We start from the raw sequence: 19,057 nt of genomic DNA, 5'->3' as shown, positions 1-19,057 counted from the left end.
CCGAGCTCGTGGAATGGTTCGATTATTGATCCCTCATTCGAGGATCTCGACCACTCCGGCACGCCAAGCGTTGACAAAGAACCCCCGCCACAGAGTAGGGGTACCCCCAACAGCATCCACCCCACCCCCACGTCCAGCGCTATAGTTCTTGCCCAACAACAACTTTCGCCGAGGGGGAGCACGCCATGCCATCGCCCGCACCCGGCCGCTGGATCGCCCTGGCAGCGATAGCCCTGGCAACCCTCACCATCGGCCTGGACGTCACAGTCCTGACAGTCGCCCTCCCCACCCTCTCCCTCGACCTCCACGCCGGAAACTCAGCCCTGCAATGGTTCAGCGCCGCCTACACCCTCATGCTGGCAGGCGTAATGCTCCCCGCGGGCGTCCTGGGCGACAAGTACGGCCGCAAGCGCCTGCTTCTCGGTGCGCTAGTGCTGTTCGGAATCGCCTCGGCCGCCTGCGCATACGCCGACACCGTCGGCCAGCTCATCGCCGCGCGGGCGGTGCTCGGCCTCGCGGCGGCGATCATGATTCCGCTCTCGATCGCGGTGCTGCCCGCCTTGTTCGCCGATCCCGAGGAGCGCGATAGGGCGATCGCCGTGTGGGTGGCGGCTGCCGCGCTCGGGTTGCCGTTGGGGCCGGTGCTGGGCGGGTTTCTGCTGAACCACTTCTGGTGGGGCTCGGTCTTTTTGATCAATGTCCCGCTGGTCGTCGTCGGCGCGGCGGCGGTGGCGGCCTTCGTGCCCGAGCAGCGCGGTGCGGGGGCGGTGCCGGTCGATTACGTGGGCGCGGTGCTCTCCTCGCTCGGGTTGCTTTCGCTCACTTACGGTTTCATCAAGGCGGGGCAGGACGGGTGGGGTGCGCCGCTCGCGCTGGGGCCGATCGCGGCGGGTGTGGTCGTGCTCGCGGTGTTCGTGCTGTGGGCGCGGCGCGCGGCGCATCCGCTCATCGATCTGGCGCTGTTCCGCAGCCGCGGGTTCTGTGCGGGAAGCCTGTTCATCGCGCTCGGCATGTTCATCCTCTACGGCCTGTTGTTCGTACTCCCGCAGTACTTCCAGGCGGTGTCCGGCGCGGACGCGTTCGGTTCCGGTCTGCGGCTCATCCCGATGATGGCGGGGCTGGTGATCGGCACCCGGGTCGCGGACGGGATCCGGCGGCGGCGCGGGGCGCGGCCGGTGATCGCGCTCGGCTTCGCGATGCTCGCGTGCGCGGCGGGACTCGGCGCGGGAACCTCGGTGGGCACCGCGTACTGGATCATCGGGGTGTGGACGGCGCTCGTGGGCGCGGGCATGGGCTTCGTCATGCCGACCGCGCTGGGAACCGCGGTCGATTCGGTGTCGGCCGAGCGCGCCGGATCGGGATCGGCGGTGATCCAGGCGTACCGGCAGGTGGGCGGGACGATCGGCGCGGCGGTACTGCCCTCGCTGGTCGCCTCGCGGTACCGGATTCGACTGGGGAACTTCGACATTCCGCCGATCCGGGACAATGTGAGCGCGGGCGTGGCCGCCGCGCGGATCCCCGAACTCCTCGCCCTCGTGCGCACCGCCTTCGTCTCCGGCATGGATCTCATGCTGTGGGTCTGCACGGGCGTATGCGTGGCCGCCCTGATCCTGGCGGTGTGGCTGACCCCGCGCCGCCGAAAGCCCTCGGCGACAACGGAATCGGTGGCTCAGGACACCTCGAACTGATCGAAGTCGCCCGCGCGCAGCCGGGCCCACATGATCCGCCGCCGCGATTTCCCGCTGGTGGTCCGTTCGATGGTACCGCGCGCCACCGCGAACACCCGGACCGGCACGTCGGCGCCCGCGCACCGCCGCACGATCGCGCGGACGCGTTCGGCGTCGACCACCGGCCGCTCGACCAACAGCCCGACTTCCGTTGCGCCCCCGTCGTTTCCGGCGACGGCGGCGACCCGATTCGCCCCGAGCGCGCACCCCGCGGCCACCGCCAGTTCGATGTCCTCCGCGAAGATCGTGACCGCCCGCACCTTGATCGCGTCGCCGAGCCGACCGATCGGGTACAGCTCGCCGTCCACGATCACTCCGGCGTCCCCGGTCGTCAACGCCCCGGACTCGTTGCACCGCAACGACATCGGGCCGTGCACCGTCTGATACCCGACGGCCACGCTCGGCGCCCGCACGACGATCTCCGGATTGCCGGTCACCGCAACCCCGTCGAGCGCCCGCCCGCAACTCACCAGCCAGCTCCGCCCGTCGTCGAGCGCCGCGTCCAGCAGATCGACCGGCGCACCGCCCTCGGGCAGGCAACGCACCCGCTCCCCGGGGCGCACCCCGGTCACCGCCAGCGTCGCCTCGGCCAGCCCGTACGCCGGGCACAGGGCCCGCTCGTCGAAACCGAAGGGCCCCAGCCGTTCCACGAGCCCGCGCAGCACCGCGGGATCGATGCGTTCGGCGCCCACGATGAGACACCGCCACCGGCCGAAGTCGCAGCCCGTGAGCGCCGCCGCGGGCACCTTGGCCAGCAGATAGGACAGGGCGAAGTTCGGCGCGGCCGCGATCGTCGCGTCCCCCCGCCCGAAACAGGACAGCCAGCGCAGCGGGTCCTGGATGAAATCCAGCGGGGTCATCGCGTCGACCGGCAACCCCAACACCGTGGGGGCGAGCAGACAACCGATCAACCCCATGTCGTGATACGGCGGCAGCCACGTCGCGACGCGATCCGACGCCCGCGCGTCGAGCCAGCCGCGGATGGCCTCGATATTCGCCGCCAGATTGGCCACGCTCACCCGCACCGCCTTGGGCGTGCCGCTGCTGCCGGAGGTGAATTGCAGCAACCCGATCGAATCCGCCGCGCAGCCGGGCGGGTTCGCCGTCGGACCGTCGGGGTCCACGAACACCGTGTCCGCGACCACCGGCCGCAGCAGGTCCGCCAGGTCCGGTGTGGTCGACACGAGGCCGGGCCGGGCGACCCCGAACAGCGCGGCGGTCCGCTCGACGTAGGCGTCGGCGCGTTGCAGCGGCAGCGGCGGTGGCAGCGGATTCGGCGTCGCACCGGCCAGCAGCGCCCCGAAGAAATCCACCAGGAACTCGTCGACCACCGGCCGCACGATCGACACCACGGTGCCCGGCCCGGCGCCGGCCCCCGCGAACCGCCGCCCGGCCGCCACGACGCGGTCGCGCAGGACCCCGTAGGGGATCTCCCGCCACCCCCGCCCCTCGGCGACGCGCACCCGCGCGGTCGCGGACGGCTCGTCCAACCATGAAAGCAGCTGTCGCACTTCGCATTCCCCCGAACGACCACCAGCGGACGCTTCGATCCTACTCGCGTTCGCAAGATTGTGACAGCACGAAAATATCTGCCCGGCAACGCAACTCGCGCCGAGATCGGCCCGCGCGGGACTAGCATGGGACTCGCCGGTCGCCGCGGCCGGTGGGGAGGTCGGCCGGATGCCTGTCGAACGAACGAGCGCCGCCTCGACCGGCCAGCGCCTGATGTGGCTGCTCGAGCGCTACCGCGGCGCCGACGGCGCGCTCACCGTCTTCAGCGCGTACCGGCTGCGCGGCCCCCTGCGCGTCCCCGACCTCACCGCCGCCGTGCGCGCGCTGACCGAACGCCACGAGGGCCTGCGGACCACGTTCACCGGTGTGGGAGCGGACTTGACACAGCACGTCCACACCCCGGAACCGGTGCCGGACAGCCTGATCCGCGTCGTCGACTGCGCGCCCGGTGAGGTGGCGGGACTGGTCGAGTGGGAGTACCACCGCCGCTTCGAGCTGGCCCGCGAATGGCCGCTGCGCTGCCGGGTCTTCCGCGTCGCGCCCGACGAGCACGTGCTCACCCTCGCCGTGCACCACATCGTCACCGACGGCTGGTCGACCGCCGTGATCGCCGACGACCTGCAAAACTGCTACGCCGTCCGGATCGGCGCCGCCGCAACGCCTTCCGAGCCGCCCACCTGGCAGCTCGCCGACTTCACCGACTGGCAGAACCGGCGGCGCGACGAAGGCGCGCTGACGGCGAAGGTCGCCTGGTGGCAGCGGATGCTGGGCGACGGCCAGCCGGTCCCGCTGCCCCCCGTGCTGGACCACCCGGCCGCGTCGGCGGAACAGGGGATGCTGCGCTACGACATGCCCGCCGCCTTCGCCGCCCTGCTGCGCGACCTCGCCACGCGCGAGCGATCCACTCTCTTCGCGGTGCTCGCCGGCGCGTTCGCGGGTTATCTCGGCGCGCTCACCGGCGCGGAGCGGGTGATCCTGCCCGCGGTGTTCGCCGACCGCTCCAATCTGCGCGTGCGCCGCACCGTCGGCTTCCTGGTGAACATGCTGCTGCTGCCGATCGATGTGGGCGGCAACGACTTTCCGGCCCTGCTGCGCGGCGCCCGCACCGTCGTGTTCGGCGCGATCGCCCGTCAGGAGGTGCCCTACCACCTGGTGCCGATGCCGCGCGGCGCCGCCGCCCGGCGACGGCATCCGGAGCTGCTGTTCGAGTACGGCTCGATCGATGTCGAGTACCTCGACGTCCCCGGTAAGACGCTGACCCTGCCCGGTCTGGCGGTCGAACCGTACGAGGACGTCCCCTTCTCCACCACCCCGTTCGCCGCGGAGTTCCATTTCGGCGATGTGGCCGACGGGCTGGGCGTCAAATGCCTGTATTCGGTGGACCGCACGAACCGGGCCGCGCTGATCGAATTCCTCGACGGCTTCGTCGCCCATGTCGAGGCCGCCGCGCGCGCCGCGTACGGCCCGGCGACCGCCCCGCCCCACTGACGAGAGGATCCGGAATGAACTCGCGGACAACGTCCCTCGACGCCGTGCTCGACGGCCACCGGCGTCATGTGAGCGACGGGATGGGCCGGATGCTGCGCATGCTCGGCGCGCCGATCGAGGCGTCGAGCCTGGGGTGTCACGTGTTCGACGAGCACGGCGAGCGCTACCTGTCCTGCGGCGGCAACGGCGTCTTCCTGCTCGGGCACGGTCATCCGCGCATCCTCAACGCCGTGCTCGACCAGCTCCGCAAACGCTCGCTGGCCACACATCTGCTCGCGGACCCGACGATCGTCGAGGCCGCGGTGACGCTGGCCGAGTACGCACCTGCGGGTCTGGACCACGTCACCTTCACCAATTCCGGCGCCGAGGCCGTGGAGGTCGCGCTGAAACTCGCCCGGGTCTCGGGGCGGCGGCGAATCATCGCCATGGACAACGGTTTTCACGGCAAGACGCTCGGCGCGTTGTCGGTCACCGGCCGCGACCGCTACCGGTCGACGCTCGGCCCCCTGCTGCCCGGGGTGGTGCACGTGCCGTTCGGCGACCTGCCCGCGGTGCGATGGCTGCTCGCCGACGGCGAACCCACCGCCGTGATCGTGGAACCGGTCCAGGCCGAGGGCGGGGTGCGGATCCCGCCGCCGGATTACCTGGCCGGGCTGCGGCGCGCCTGCGACGAGGCCGACGCGTTGCTCATCGTCGACGAGATCCAGACCGGACTCGGCCGCCTCGGTACGCCGTGGGGTTGCTCGGAAGCCGGTGTGACACCGGACATCCTGCTGGCGGGCAAGATCCTCGGCGGCGGCGTGGTGCCCGTGGGGGCGACGATCGCGAGCGCGGAGGCGCACAGCCCCCTGGACCGGGATCCGTTCCTGCACACCTCCACCTTCGGCGGCAATCCGGTCGCCGCCACGGCCGCCATGGCGGCGCTGTCGGTGCTGCGCGACGAGGATCTGGCGAACCGCAGCGGCGAGTTGGGTGCGCGGTTGTTGCCCGCGATCCGGGCCGCGATGTTCGCGGGCTGTCCGGGCGCGGTACGGGAGGTGCGCGGGCGGGGTCTGCTGATCGGCATCGAATTCGACAGCGCCCGAACGGCGCTGGCGATGACGCGGGCGCTGCTGCGCCGCCGGGTGATCGTCTCGCACACCCTCGGCGCGAACGAGGTGGTGCGGCTGACGCCGCCCGCCATCCTGGGCGAGGCGGACATCGAGTGGCTGCTGACCGCGCTCGGCGGCGCGGCCGAGGAGATCGGCGGGCGGGGCTAGACCGCGGAGTCGCGGATCGCCGCGCGGACGAACGTCTCCACGTCGTCGACGGTGCGAATGTCCTGCACGCCTTCCTCGTTCATCGGCGGCAGGCCCAGTTCGTCCTCGAGCGCCACCGCCAGTTCGAGCAGCGCCAGCGAGTGGAAGCCCAACTCGTCCACGAGGTCGAGCGGCCCGATCGGATCGGGCACCGGCTCGGGAGCCAGCCTGCGGACGATCCGGTGGACGGTGTCGCGGATCTCGTCCGCGCTTGGTTCGGTCATCGTCCCTGGATACCATCGTGTCGGTGGAATGCGCTACAGCACAGTGGGATTCATTCGACTTCGTCATCGTCGGCGGCGGCACCGCCGGATGTGTGCTGGCGAACCGGCTCAGCGCCGATCCCGCCGCGTCGGTGCTGTTGCTGGAGGCGGGCGGGACCGCCGACGCGCCCGCGGTGCGGATGCCCGCCGCGTTCATCGCCCTGTTCGGTACGGCGCTGGACTGGCGGTACCGGACCGCGCCGCAGCCCGAACTGGCCGGGCGCTCGGTGGCGTGGCCGCGGATGCGGGCCTTGGGCGGCTGCTCGGCCATGAACGCCATGATCTATATTCGCGGCGCGGCGGCCGATTATGACCGGTGGCGATCCGAATTCGGCGCCGACGGCTGGGACTACGCGGCGGTCCTCCCGTATTTCGTTCGCGCCGAGCGCAATTCGACGCATTCCGGCCCGCTGCACGGCACCGACGGCCCGCAGTTCGTGGAGGACCGGCGCTACACCCACGAGCTGAGTCACGCCTGGGTGCGCGCCGCCGTCGACGCCGGGCTCCCCGCCAACGCCGACTTCAACGGCGCGCACCAGACCGGGGCCGGGCTGTACCAGGTGACCTGCCGCGACGGCAGGCGCTGGTCCGCCGTCGACGGCTACCTGACACCCGCCCTGACCAGGTCCAATCTGTGCGTGCGCACGGGCGCGCTGGTCACCCGGATCGTCCTGACACGCGGCCGGGCGCGGGGCGTCACCTACCGATCCGACGCGGGGGAGGAGCGCACGGCTTATGCCGACGCGGAGGTGATCCTCGCGGCGGGCGCGATCGGGTCGGCGCAGGTGCTGCTGCTGTCCGGCGTCGGGCCGCCCGCGCAGCTGCGGTCGCTCGGCATCGAGGTGGCCGCCGCGCTGCCGGGCGTGGGCGACAACCTCCAGGATCATCCGGTCACCCCGCTGGTGTGGCACACCCGCGACACCACCGATCTGCGACTGGATCTCGCCACCGCCCGCAACGCCCTGACCTGGCATTCCTCCGGAACCGGCCCATTGTCGTCGAATGTGGCCGAGGCGGGCGGCTTCCTGCGCGCCGACGGTTCCGGCGGCCCGCCCGACATCCAGGTGCACCTGACCCCGACCGCCTTCTACGACATCGAGGGACCGCGCCACGACCGCCCCACGGTGACCGCGGGCGTGACCCTCGTGGACGTGCGCAGCACGGGTCGGCTCCGGTTGCGCAGCGCCGACCCGCGGGCACACCCGATCCTGCGCCCGGGATATCTCACCGACGGCGACGATCTCGCCGCCGTGCTCGCGGGTTGCCGCCGCGTCCTCGACATCTGCGCGCGCCCCGCCTTCGCCCGGTATCTGCACCGGCCGCACCTGCTGGACACGGCGACCCCGACGAACACCCAACTGCGCGAACACATCCGGACCCGAACCCGGACGCTGTTCCACCCGGTGGGCACCTGCGCCATGGGCCGTCACCCGCTGGCGGTGGTGGACCCCTCGCTGCGAGTCCACGGAATCGAGGGCCTCAGAATCGCCGACGCGTCGGTGATGCCCCGGATCGTTCGCGGCAATACCAATGCCCCGGTTCAGATGATCGCGGAGCGCGCCGCCGATCTTGTTCTGGCGGAAGCGATTCGATCATCCCAGTGAACCCAGACCGTCCAGGGGGCTACACCCGGGTATAACTGATCATGTTCTGTCCCTGCCGATTTCGATACCACGCGATCGACGGATCGCAGCTTCCGCTCCGAAACACCCCCACCCGACGTGGGTTGCTGGCTCCCGGCGCACCCGCGAACACCGTTGTGTGCCAGTTGTTTCCGCTCTTGAATCCTTCAATGCCAGCGGATTTCGTGGTAGGTTCGCCAACAGCGTCGGAAGACGCCATCGCCGATCGGGGATGACGGGGGAGTGTCGTGCACGTAGGCTACGAGTCGGCCTTTCAGAATCGGTTCGACTGTCCGGATCACGAATTCGTCCGGCGTGAACTGGAATTCTGCCTGCGGGCCGAGGAACTCGGCTTCGATTCGGTCTGGCTCACCGAACACCACTTCAGCGACTACGGCCTGATCCCCGACCCGCTCCAGGCGCTCACCTACATCGGAAGTCGTACCAGCACAATACAACTCGGCACCGCGGTACTCGTCCTGCCCTGGCACGACCCGGTCCGCCTCGCCGAACAGGTGCTCCTCGCCGATCTGCTGTCCGGCGGCCGGTTGGTCGTCGGACTCGGCCGGGGGCTGGGCCGCGACGAATACGAGGGCCTGCGCGTGCCGATGGACCGGTCCCGCGCGCTGTTCGACGAATACGCCCGCATCCTGCTCGACGGCCTGACCACCGGAATCGTGGAAGGCGGTGCGACGCTGGCACAACCGCGCCGCGAACTGCGCCCGCGCCCCGCGCGCTCGTTCGACGGCCGCCTGTTCAGCGCCACGGTCTCGCCGCAGTCGGGGCCGCTCATGGCCCGGCTCGGCGTGGGCGCGATGTACCTCATCGTCAAACCGCCCGAACTCCTCCAGCTCGACCACGAGCGCTACCGCGACGCCTGGCACGAAATCCACGGCGCGGCAACCGAACCCCCGCAATCGCTGCTGTCGGCGACCGTCGTCGTCGACCCCGACCCGGACCGGGCGCTGGAACTCGCCACCCGGTACGACCGCGCCGCGCACCGGGTCGCCGTGGACCACTACGGCATGGACAAACCCGAGTTCGGCACGGTGCGCGGGTACGAGTACTACCGGATCATGCGCGCGGGCGCGGCGCCGCAGGTGGACCGGCCGCCCGCCACCGTGGTGTACGGCACGCCCGATCAGGTGCTCGAGAAGCTGGCCGACTACCGGAAACGCCTGGACCTCCAAGGCGTCCTCGCCATCTTCCACGGCATCCCCGACGAGGACGGCGCACGCAGCCTGCGGTGCTTCGCCGAACACTGTCTGCCCGAGCTGAAGCGCTGGCCCGCGCGGCGGACGTTCTGAGCCGGGGAGGGGCACAGCGTGATCGACACCGGCAATCTCGGACATCGGACCACGGCCAGCGACCATGTGGCGCAATGGTTGTGCGACCGCGAGATCGCGCAGATCTACACCCTGCCCGGCGGCATGATCGCCACCCTCCTCGACGCCGTGCACCGCAAGGGCCGCACCCGCATCGTCACCCTGCACCACGAACAGGCCGTCGCCTTCGCCGCCGACGGCGTCGGCCGCTACCTCGGCGCGCCCGGCGTGGCGCTGGTGACCGCCGGTCCCGGCGCGACCAACACCCTCACCGCCGTCGGCAGCGCCTACCTCGACTCGGTCCCGGCGCTGTTCCTGACCGGGCAGGTGCAGAGCTATCTGCTGCGCGGGCGACGCGCGGTGCGGCAATACGGCTTCCAGGAATGCGACATCGTCGCCATGGCCGCCCCGGTCACCAAGGCCGCGTGGCGTCCCCGCACCGCCGACGAGATTCCCGAAATGCTCGACGCCGCCTACGAACTCGCCACCACCGGGCGGCCCGGCCCGGTTCTGCTCGAACTGCCCGCGGACCTCCAGGCCCAGCCCGTCTCGCGCCGGGCCCGGTTCGACCGCCCGCCCGCCGCCGCGCCGACCCCGTTCCGCGACGCCGAGACCGTCACCGAACTGTTCGACGCCTTCACCGCCGCCCGCCGCCCCCTGGTCCTGCTCGGCGGCGGTGTGCACGCCGCCCGCGCCGCCGCCGAGTGCCGAACGCTGCTGCGCGCGCTGGGCGCGCCCGTCGCCGCGTCGGTGACCGCGCTGGACGTACTGCCCGGCGATGATCCCTTGCGGCTGGGCATGATCGGGATGTACGGCAACCGCTGGGTCAACCTCGCGGTGGACGCGGCCGACCTCGTCCTGGTGCTCGGCAGCAAACTCGACTTCGGCACCCTCGGCGCGGACGTGAGCGGATTCACCAAGCGCCGCACCGTCTTCCAGGTCGACTGCGACCCCGGCGAGATGAACCGGCTGCGCGAGCCGCACCGGATCGTCGCCGATCTGCGCGAATTCCTCGAGGTCGCGGGCAAATTGGCGGCCGAACGCGAATTCCCGGACCGCCGCGACTGGCTCGACCACCTCGCCGAATCGCGGCGGCGCTGGCCCGCCGACGCCGAACTGGCAGGATGCCGGGGCATCAACCCGAATGTCGCGATCCGGGAGCTGTCGGCGGTCTCGGCGCCCGCGGCGGCGCTGGTCGTGGACGCGGGCCAACACCTGTGGTGGGCCTGCCAATCCGTACGGCCCGCCGACGGACAGCGCTTCCTCCCGGCCCTCGGCATGGGACCGTGCGGCTGGGCCTTCCCCGCCGCCATCGGCATCGCGGTCGCCGCCGCGCGGCCGGTGGTGCTCATCGCCGGGGACGGCGCGTTCCAGTTCAATATCCAGGAATTGCAGACCGTCGTGCGCTACCGGCTGCCGATCAAGATCGTGATCCTGGACAACGGCTGCCACGGCTCGGTGCGGCAACTACAGGAGCAGGCGTTCGACGGCCGCTACCCGTCGACCGTGATCGGTTACGACGCACCGGATTTCGCGCGCGTCGCCACGGCCTACGGCATCGCGGCCCGCACCGCCGACGCGCCGGACGAACTGGCCGACGCGCTGCGCTGGCTGTGGCGCGACCCCGACGCGGCCGCGCTGCTGCGGATCCGGATCGCGCCGGAACTCAACGTCTACCCCAACGTACCCTTCGGCGCACCCCTGACCGTCATGGAAAGTCAACGGGCGGAGGAGGATTCATGACCTCGGTCGTCGACGTCGTCACCGCCGCGGACATTGCCTTCTACCGCGCGCACGGCTGGTGGGTGTCGCCGCCCGTCGTGCCCGACGACCTGCTGGATCAGGCCGCGATCGGCGCGGAACGCCACTACGCCGGGGAACGCGACCACCCGCTGCTCATCGCGGGCGGATACCTCGATTGGCGGCCCGAACACGGCGAGGTCATCCGGCTCAACGACTACGTCTCGTTGCAGAACGACGACCTCGCCCCCCTGGTCGAATTCCCGCTCCTGGCCGCGATCGCCGCCCGCCTCGCGGACACCGAATCCGTGCGGCTGTTCCACGATCAGCTGATCTGCAAACCGGCGGGCCTGGACACCGACGACGCCACGGTCGGCTGGCACACCGACATCGCCTACTGGCAGACCTGCTCGTCGCGGAACATGCTCACCGCCTGGATCCCCTTCCAGGACTGCGATCCCACCATCGGCGCGCTGTCGTTCATCGACCGCAGTCACCTGCGCACCGACACCGAATGGATGAAGACGTTCAACGAACGCGACGCCGACGCGCTCGAACGCGCCTTCGCCGGGAACGCGCCGATCGAGCGCGTCCGCCCCCGGCTGCGGCGCGGACAGGTGAGTTTCCATCACTGCCGCACCATCCACGGTTCGGCGCCCAATCGCAGCGGCCGAGACCGGCTCGCGCTGGCCCTGCACCTCCAGGACCACGACAACAGATACGTCCCGCACACCGACGACTCCGGCAAACCCACCGTGCACATCAACGATCTGCTGTGCCGCCGGGACGCCCACGGCGATCCCGACTACGCCGACCCGGACGTCTGCCCCGTGCTGTGGCCGAAGTGAGAGAGCGAATGCCGTGACCGAACAAGCCTGGTGGACCTTCCGTTTCGCGGTGCGCTACCCGGAGTCCGGGCCGCCGCTGTTCAAGCGCCGATCCGGGGTGTACCGGCGCAAGAGCAAGCGGGTGCGGGTTCCGGCCGAGCCGCTCGCGGACCGCCCGGACCGGGACGAACTGCTGCTCGCGGCCGTCGCGGCGGTGCTGTTCCGCTATCACGGCGGCGATGCGCCGCAGGGCGTCGTGCTGGGCGTGCGGTCCGCCGGGCCGGATGTGCCGCTGTTGATCGCGGCGGAGCCCGGCGACTCGTTCGACACCCTGCGCGGCACCGTGCGAAAGGCGTTGGCCGACAGCGCAACCCACCCGCTCGATTCCCCGGCCGAGCTGCTGGAGAGCCTGGGCATGGCCGAGGTGACCAACCGCCATCCGCTCTACCCCGTGCTCATCCGCGCCGCCGACGCCGTCTCCACCGCCGACGTGCGCAACGACGTGACGATCACCCTCGACGCGGGCGACACGCTCGACCTCGAATACAACGCCAATGTGCTCGACGAGGACACCGTGCTCCGCTTCGGCGGCCACGTCGCAGAGTTCCTGAAACACGCGCTGGCGCAACCGGATCGGACTATCGGCGAGCTCGAGTATCTACCGCCCGCCGAACGCGACCTGATCCTCACCGAATGGTCCGGCGGCGAGGTCGGCGCCCCCGACCCGCGCTGCGCCCACGAACTGGTGGAACAGGCCGTCGACTCGCATCCCGACGCGCCCGCGCTCGTCTTCGGCGAGTTGACCCTGACCTACCGCGAGGTCGAGGAGCGCGCCAACCGGCTCGCCAACCATCTGCGCACCCTCGGCGTGGAAGTCGGTGCGCGCGTGGGCCTGTGCGTGCCCGCGAACCACGAGATGGTCCTCGCCACCCTCGCCATCCTGAAGGCGGGCGCGGCCGCGGTGCCCATCGTCCCCACCTTCCCCGCCGCCAGAAACCGTGTGGTCGTGGCGGATTCGCGGATGACGGCGGCCGTGACGGTGGCCGAGCTGTCCGGCCTGTTCGGCGACCGCGACATCGCCACCGTGTGCCTGGACGCCGACGCCGCCGCCATCGCCCGCGCCGCCGCGACCCGACCGGCCGCCGGGGCCCGGCCATCCGACCTGATCTACCTGAACTTCACCTCCGGCTCCACCGGCCGCCCCAAGGGCGTCGCGATCGAACACCGCACCCTGGTGAATCTGGTGCGCTGGCAGCGCGAGCGCGGCATCGACCCGGCGGGCCGAACGACCTTGCAGCGCACCTCGATCGGCTTCGACGTGAGCTTCCAGGAGATCTTCGCGACCTGGGCGTACGGCGGCTGCCTGCTGGTGGCCTCCGACGAGATGCGCGACGATGTCTCGCTGCTGCCCGAGGTGATCGACCGGTACCGGATCACCCGGCTGTTCCTGCCCGCGGTGGCGCTGGACCAGATGGCCATCGCCGCCAATCTCGCGCAGCGCTCGCTGGATTCGCTCGACGAGGTGATCGTCGCGGGGGAACAGTTGCAGATCTCCATGCCCATCCGCCGCCTGTTCCATCGGCTCGACTGCCGCCTGGACAACCAGTACGGCCCCACCGAAACCCACGTCGTGACCGCGCACGCGCTGACCGGACCCAGCACCAAATGGCCCGAACTGCCGCCGATCGGGCGGCCGATCACCAATGTCCGCGTGTACGTGCTGGATTCGGCGCGGCAACCGGTGGCCGCGGGCGTCCCCGGGGAGATCCACGTCGGCGGGCTCGCCCCCGCGCGCGGCTACCTCGACCCGGAGCGCACGGCGGAGTCGTTCGTGCCCGACCCGTTCCGCGACGGCGACCACGTCATGTACCGCACCGGCGATCTCGCCCGCTACCTGCCCGACGGCACCATCGAATTCCTCGGACGGCGCGACGACCAGGTCAAGATCCGCGGCTACCGCATCGAACTCGCCGATATCGAGGCGCACCTGCTGCGCGTCCCCGGCGTCCGGCACGCCGCGGTCGCGGTGCACGACTACGAGGGGCTCGGCAGGCAGCTGTCGGCGTACCTCGTCGGCGACGACGACCACCCCGACCCCGCCCGCGTGCGGGAACAACTGCTGGAAGTGCTTCCCGGACACATGGTTCCGGCCACCTCGGGCATCGTGTTCACCACGGTCCTGCCCACCACCCCCACCGGGAAGGTGGACCGCGGCGCGCTGCCCCGCCCGCCCCGCGAATCCACCAGCGGCGGCCCGCTGCTCGGCGACACCCAGCAGAACGTGGCCAAGGTGTGGGCGCAGGCGCTCGGCATGGACAGCGTCGGACCCGACGACAACTTCATCGACCTGGGCGGCCACTCGCGCATCGGCATCCAGGTGGTGGCCCAGCTCAACGAGATGTTCTCGGTCGCGGTGCCGCTGCGGGTCCTGTTGCGCGGCACCACCGTCGCCGCGCTCGCCGCCGAGATCGACCGCCTGCGCGGCGCGGCCACCGGACCCGGGGCGGGCGCGGAGACCGCGGCGCCCGCGACGGCGTCGGACGTGCTGCTGCCCGACGGCCGCACCGTCGTCGCGCTGCAACCCGCCGAGACGCGCTACCTGTATCTCGACGTGACCGAGCGGCGCACCTACGACCGCGGCGGCATCCGCTATCCGAGCACCGGGCGGGTCTTCGACGTCGGCGCGCACATCGGGCTGTTCACCCTGCACGCCCTGGCCCAGTCGCCGCGGCTCGAGGTGTTCGCGTTCGAGCCCTGCCCGCCGCTGTTCGACGCGCTGCGCGCCAACACCCGCGGCGTGCCGAACGTCCGCCTGTTCCCGTTCGGGCTCGGGCGCGTCGCGGGCACGGCCGACCTGACCTTCTACCCGAACCTCACCGGCATGTCGTCGTTCCACCCCGACGCCGGGCAGGAACGCGAACTGCTCGCGGGCATCATCCGCAATCTCGGTACGCTGCACGCCGATCCGGCCAACGCGCTGCTCGCCGCGTCCCGCGAATATCTCGACGAACGCACCCGCGGCGCGACCTACGCGTGCGAGGTCCGCACCCTGAGCCAGGTGATCGCCGAGACCGGCACCGACCGGATCGCCCTGCTGAAGATCGACGTGCAGAAGGCCGAACTCGACGTGCTGCTCGGGCTGCGCCCCGCGGACTGGGACCGGATCGAGCAGGTCGTGGTGGAGGTGCACGACCTGAACGGCATGCTGGCCGAGATCGCGAAACTCCTGGTGCACCAGGGTTTCCGGGTCACCGTCGACCAGGACGCCCTGCACGCCGGAACGGCGGTGCACTTCGTCTACGCGGTCCGGCCATGACCACGACGCGCGCCCGCACCGGACCGCTCACCGACACCCAGCGGCAGCTGTGGGCGCTGAGCCACCGGGTGAGCCCGGCCGCGCTGAACCTGAGTTACGCGCTGCTCGTGGCGGGTCCGCTGGCCGTCGACGCGCTGCGGGCCGCCGCGACCGACGTGGTCGGCGAGTTCGAGACCCTGCGCACCCGGTACCCGCGACGCAACGACGTGCCCGTCGCGGAGGTGCACGATCCCGAACCCGTCGACCTGTCCCGGGCGCCGGTCCACGATCTGCCCGCGGCCGCCGACGCGGCGTGGCGGCACCGGGCCGCGTGTTTCGACCTCGCCGCCGACCCGGCCCTGCGCGTGCGGCTGCTCGAGCTGGGCGGCGACCGCCGCGTCCTGCTGCTGACGCTGCCGCACATCGCCGCCGACGGCTGGTCGCTGCACCTGCTCGCCGAACGGCTCTCGCTCGCCTACGCCGCCCGGCTGCGCGATCACCCCCCACCGCCCACGGTCCGCACCGCCGAATGCCTCGAGGTCGCCGCCGCACAGCACGACTGGCTCGCGAGCGCCGCCGCGACCGCCGAACTCGACTGGTGGACAGATCATCTCGCGTCCGCCACAGCCCCGGCCGGGCCGCCCGCACCCCTGGAGTCGACCACGCACCGGCGCGCGATCGTCCTGCCCGCGCCGCTCACCGGGGAGCTGCGGGCGCTGGCGCGCGGCGCGAACGTCTCGCTGTACGCGCTGCTGCTCACCGCGTTCGGCGCGGTGCTGCGGCTGCGCGCGCCGGACCGGCCCCGGCCCGTGATCGGCACCCTCGCGGCGAACCGGCCGACCCTGGCCGCCGCCGGGGTGCTCGGCGCCCACTACAACGGCCTGCTGCTGAACCCGGATCTCACCGGCGAGCCGTCGCTGGCCGAATGCCTGTTCCGCACCGCGAACACCACCGTGCGGGCGCTCGACCATCAACGCCTGCCCTACCGGTTCGTCGTCGCCGAGTTGCGCCGCCGATTCGGTTGGCGCACCGGCGTTCCCGACGCGATGTTCGTCCTGGACCGCTATCCGATGGAGGCGCTGCGGCTGGCGGGCTGCGCGGTCACCGGGCTGTGTCAGGACCCGTTCCGGCCGGTGCCGGTGGTCGCCGCCGCGGATCCGACCGTCTTCGTCCGGGAGGCGGGGGAGCGGATCACCGTGACCGCGTTCGGCGATCCCGCCGCGCTGCCCGGACTGCTCGCGACCTACCTCGACACCCTCGTCGTCCTGTGCGAGTCGATCGAGACCGAGATCGGAGAATTGTGCTGGCGCGCCGAGGATCCGGCGTACGTCCCCGCGACCGCGCTGGGTCCGGTCACCGAGGCGAGCCCGGCGGACGCGCTCAGCCCGCTGGGGTATCCGGAAGGGGTCCGATGACGGAGACGTTGACCGAGGCCGAACGGGCGCTGCTGCCCGGCGAGCGCGATATCGCCCACTACCGGGAGCACGGCTGGTGGGTGTCGCCGAAACTGTTGTCCGACAGCGATATCGAGGACGCCTGGTTCGGCGCGGAACGCTACTACGGCGGCGAACGCGACGCGGTGCTCCCGTTCGAGGCGGGCACCGACTGGACCGCGCGCCGCGGAGACGTGCTGCGGCAGAACGACTATGTGTCGCTCCAGATCGACCAGTTCCGGACGCTGGTGCGTCATCCGCTCATCGCCGCCACGGCCGCCCGGCTCGCGGGCACCGCGCGGGTGCGGCTGTTCCACGACCAGCTGATCTACAAACCGCCGCGGGTGAGCCCGTGGGTCTCCACGGTCGGCTGGCACACCGACATCGCCTATTGGAAGACGTGCTCGTCGCGCAATCTGATCTCGGCCTGGATCCCGTTGCAGACCGTCACCGCCGATATGGGACCGATGACCGTCGTGGACGGCAGCCACCGCTGGACCGGGAACGACACGCTCGAGTTCTTCCACGAATCCGATCTGGACGCTATCGCCGCGCGGATCGACACCGCGGGCGAGCAGGTGGTGCCGGTGCCGCTGCTGCTCGAGGTGGGGCAGGTCAGCTTCCACCACTGCCGCACCATCCACGGCAGCCTGCCCAACCGGTCCGACCGGGCCCGCGCGGCCCTGGCGGTGCACATGCAGGACGCCGACAACCGATACGTGCCGACCGTCGACGAGCACGGCAACCGGCAGTCCCATCTCAACGACTTCCTCTGCGCGCGAGACGAATTCGGCGATCCGGACTACGCCGACCCCGAGGTGTGTCCGGTCCTGTGGCAGGAGCCGGTATGACCGCGGTGGGCGACGAGATCCGCGCGACCCTGGCCGAGTTCTGGACCGAGTTGCTGGAGGTGGACGCCGTCGCGGGCGCCGACCGCTTCCTGGAATCGGGCGGCAACTCGCTGCGGGCGACGATGCTGGCCAACCGGGTCGAATTCGCCTGGGGTTTCCGGCCTTCCATGGAACAGTTGCTCGGGTGCACCTTCGACGAACTGGTCGATCTGTGCGTCGACCCCCCGCCCGGCTGAGCCGATCCTCCGCTGTGGCATCCTGGCCGGATGTTCACGCCGGAACACCGAGGCGCGCTCCGCGACAGTCTGATCCGGGCCGCCCACGCCGATCCCCGGGTCGTGGGCGCGGCGGTGACCGGATCCGGTGCGGTGGGCCGCGAGGACGACTGGTCCGATATCGATCTCGCGCTGAGTGTGGCCGCCGACGCCGACCACGACGCGGTGCTCGCCGACTGGACCGCGCGGATGTACGCCGACCATGGCGCGGTCGCCCATCTCGATGTGTTCCGGGGCGCTACAAGGTTCCGGGTGTTCCTGCTGGACAGCACGTTGCAGGTCGACCTCGCGTTCTGGCGGGCCGAGGAGTTCGGCGCGACCGCCCCGACGTTCCGGCTGCTGTTCGGCGTCGCCAACGAGCCGAAGGCCAAACGGATTCCGCCCGCCGCGGAACTGGTCGGCATGGGCTGGCTGTACGCGCTGCACGCCCGGTCCAGTCTGGCGCGCGGGCGGCTGTGGCAGGCCGAGTACATGATCAGCGGCATCCGGGATCAGGTGCTCGCGCTGGCCTGCCTGCGGCACGGGCTGGCCACCGATCAGGCCCGCGGCATCGATGAACTCCCCGAGACCGTCACCGCCCCGGTGACCGGCGCGCTGGTGCGCGAACTCGCGCCCGGGGAACTGCACCGCGCGTTCGGCGTCGCCGTGGCGGCCCTGCTCGCCGAGGCGCGGCACGCGGATCCGGCGCTGGCCGATCGGCTCACCGGACCGCTGCGCGAACTGCTCGCCACTAGCGCGGGATCGCGGCCGACAGCGTCCTGATCACCTCGGCCGCCACCAGGGCGTGCCCCGCCATCGAGTAGTGGATGCCGTCGGCGCTGATCAGGTCGGTGCGTTCGCGGATCGGATGGCCCTTCAGATCGAGCACGATCGCGCCGTGCCGCCGGGCGACCCGGCGGATGATGTCGTTGAGGGCCTCGAGTCGCGGGCGGAACGCCGCCATGGCCGGGTCGCGGACGTCGTCGTCGAGGGTGGAGGTGAGCACCCGTGCCCCGGAACCGGTTGCGGCGCGCAGGATTTCGTCGAGATTGCGTTCGGTGGCCGGGTAGTCGGGCCGCCGCACGAGCAGATCGTTGCCGCCGCATCCGGCCAGCACCAGATCCGGGCGGAAGGCGAGCACCGCGGCCAGTTGCTCGTCGATCACCTCGCGGGTGGTGGCGCCCGTGCGGCCGGTGTTGAGGTAGTCCACCGGGCCGACCGCGGTCCGCAGCGCGGTGAGCAATCGTTCGGTCCACGGGAGCGTGCGGTAGCCCGGCGTCGGCTCGCCGACGCCTTCCGCGGTGCTGTCGCCGATGATCGCCACGCGCCGCCACGGCGCACCGCGCAGCAGCTCCGCCGCGGTGTCGTCGTCGAGACACAACGGATCGGTCTGCTCGCTGTACGACGCCCCCACGGAATCGA

15 protein-coding genes are annotated in these 19,057 nt (G+C 71.3%); 12 read left to right on the top strand and 3 right to left on the bottom strand.

The window, feature by feature from the left end:
* Positions 1-185: 185 nt before the first annotated feature.
* Positions 186-1,688, top strand: a complete 1,503-nt coding sequence (locus ACWDSJ_RS18675) for an MFS transporter (RefSeq protein ID WP_450033319.1) — start codon at positions 186-188, stop codon at positions 1,686-1,688.
* Here ACWDSJ_RS18675 and ACWDSJ_RS18670 read toward each other — a convergent pair.
* A complete protein-coding gene (locus ACWDSJ_RS18670; RefSeq protein WP_450033318.1) occupies positions 1,670-3,217 on the bottom strand; it encodes an AMP-binding protein in 1,548 nt (515 codons plus the stop codon). The genes ACWDSJ_RS18675 and ACWDSJ_RS18670 overlap by 19 nt on opposite strands.
* Positions 3,218-3,407: 190 nt before the next feature.
* Between ACWDSJ_RS18670 and ACWDSJ_RS18665 the strand changes: the two genes are divergently transcribed.
* Both ACWDSJ_RS18665 and ACWDSJ_RS18660 read left to right on the top strand, forming a co-directional pair.
* Positions 3,408-4,727, top strand: coding sequence for a condensation domain-containing protein (locus ACWDSJ_RS18665; RefSeq protein ID WP_450033317.1), 1,320 nt, complete (start codon positions 3,408-3,410; stop codon positions 4,725-4,727).
* 14 nt (positions 4,728-4,741) lie between these two features.
* Positions 4,742-5,986: an aspartate aminotransferase family protein gene (locus ACWDSJ_RS18660; protein WP_450033316.1), complete on the top strand. Its 1,245-nt coding sequence runs from the start codon at positions 4,742-4,744 to the stop codon at positions 5,984-5,986.
* Here ACWDSJ_RS18660 and ACWDSJ_RS18655 read toward each other — a convergent pair.
* On the bottom strand, positions 5,983-6,249 hold the full coding sequence (locus tag ACWDSJ_RS18655) for a phosphopantetheine-binding protein (protein WP_450033315.1): 267 nt from the start codon (positions 6,247-6,249) through the stop codon (positions 5,983-5,985). The genes ACWDSJ_RS18660 and ACWDSJ_RS18655 overlap by 4 nt on opposite strands.
* Before the next feature lie 23 nt (positions 6,250-6,272).
* On the opposite strand from ACWDSJ_RS18655, the gene ACWDSJ_RS18650 reads away from it, so the two are divergent.
* The 9 genes from ACWDSJ_RS18650 (at position 6,273) to ACWDSJ_RS18610 (ending at position 18,418) form a co-directional block, all read left to right on the top strand.
* Entirely contained in the window at positions 6,273-7,892 is a 1,620-nt protein-coding gene (locus ACWDSJ_RS18650; RefSeq protein ID WP_450033314.1) for a GMC family oxidoreductase, read from the top strand.
* A gap of 266 nt (positions 7,893-8,158) precedes the next feature.
* Positions 8,159-9,217, top strand: a complete 1,059-nt coding sequence (locus tag ACWDSJ_RS18645) for an LLM class flavin-dependent oxidoreductase (protein ID WP_450033313.1) — start codon at positions 8,159-8,161, stop codon at positions 9,215-9,217.
* An 18-nt stretch (positions 9,218-9,235) separates the two neighbouring features.
* On the top strand, positions 9,236-10,978 hold the full coding sequence (locus ACWDSJ_RS18640) for a thiamine pyrophosphate-binding protein (RefSeq protein ID WP_450033312.1): 1,743 nt from the start codon (positions 9,236-9,238) through the stop codon (positions 10,976-10,978).
* A complete protein-coding gene (locus ACWDSJ_RS18635) occupies positions 10,975-11,823 on the top strand; it encodes a phytanoyl-CoA dioxygenase family protein (RefSeq protein WP_450033311.1) in 849 nt (282 codons plus the stop codon). Before ACWDSJ_RS18640 ends, ACWDSJ_RS18635 begins: the two co-directional genes overlap by 4 nt.
* A 13-nt stretch (positions 11,824-11,836) precedes the next feature.
* The gene (locus tag ACWDSJ_RS18630) at positions 11,837-15,118 is read left to right on the top strand and encodes a non-ribosomal peptide synthetase (RefSeq protein WP_450033310.1); all 3,282 of its coding nucleotides are present in this window, start codon (positions 11,837-11,839) and stop codon (positions 15,116-15,118) included.
* Positions 15,115-16,512 (top strand): condensation domain-containing protein, encoded by a 1,398-nt coding sequence (locus ACWDSJ_RS18625; RefSeq protein ID WP_450033309.1) that lies wholly within the window; start codon positions 15,115-15,117, stop codon positions 16,510-16,512. The genes ACWDSJ_RS18630 and ACWDSJ_RS18625 overlap by 4 nt, the downstream gene beginning before the upstream one ends.
* Positions 16,509-17,381, top strand: coding sequence for a phytanoyl-CoA dioxygenase family protein (locus ACWDSJ_RS18620; protein ID WP_450033308.1), 873 nt, complete (start codon positions 16,509-16,511; stop codon positions 17,379-17,381). Before ACWDSJ_RS18625 ends, ACWDSJ_RS18620 begins: the two co-directional genes overlap by 4 nt.
* A complete protein-coding gene (locus ACWDSJ_RS18615; protein WP_450033307.1) occupies positions 17,378-17,617 on the top strand; it encodes a phosphopantetheine-binding protein in 240 nt (79 codons plus the stop codon). The genes ACWDSJ_RS18620 and ACWDSJ_RS18615 overlap by 4 nt, the downstream gene beginning before the upstream one ends.
* Positions 17,618-17,647: 30 nt before the next feature.
* The gene (locus ACWDSJ_RS18610; RefSeq protein ID WP_450033306.1) at positions 17,648-18,418 is read left to right on the top strand and encodes a hypothetical protein; all 771 of its coding nucleotides are present in this window, start codon (positions 17,648-17,650) and stop codon (positions 18,416-18,418) included.
* Here the strand turns inward: ACWDSJ_RS18610 and ACWDSJ_RS18605 are convergent.
* Positions 18,387-19,049, bottom strand: a complete 663-nt coding sequence (locus tag ACWDSJ_RS18605) for an SGNH/GDSL hydrolase family protein (protein WP_450033305.1) — start codon at positions 19,047-19,049, stop codon at positions 18,387-18,389. The genes ACWDSJ_RS18610 and ACWDSJ_RS18605 overlap by 32 nt on opposite strands.
* Between the last annotated feature and the right edge of the window lie 8 nt (positions 19,050-19,057).

The sequence above is a fragment of the Nocardia sp. NPDC003482 genome, assembly GCF_053588115.1.
Note: the sequence above shows the minus strand (reverse complement) of the source record. Positions and strands in the feature narration are given on the sequence as shown.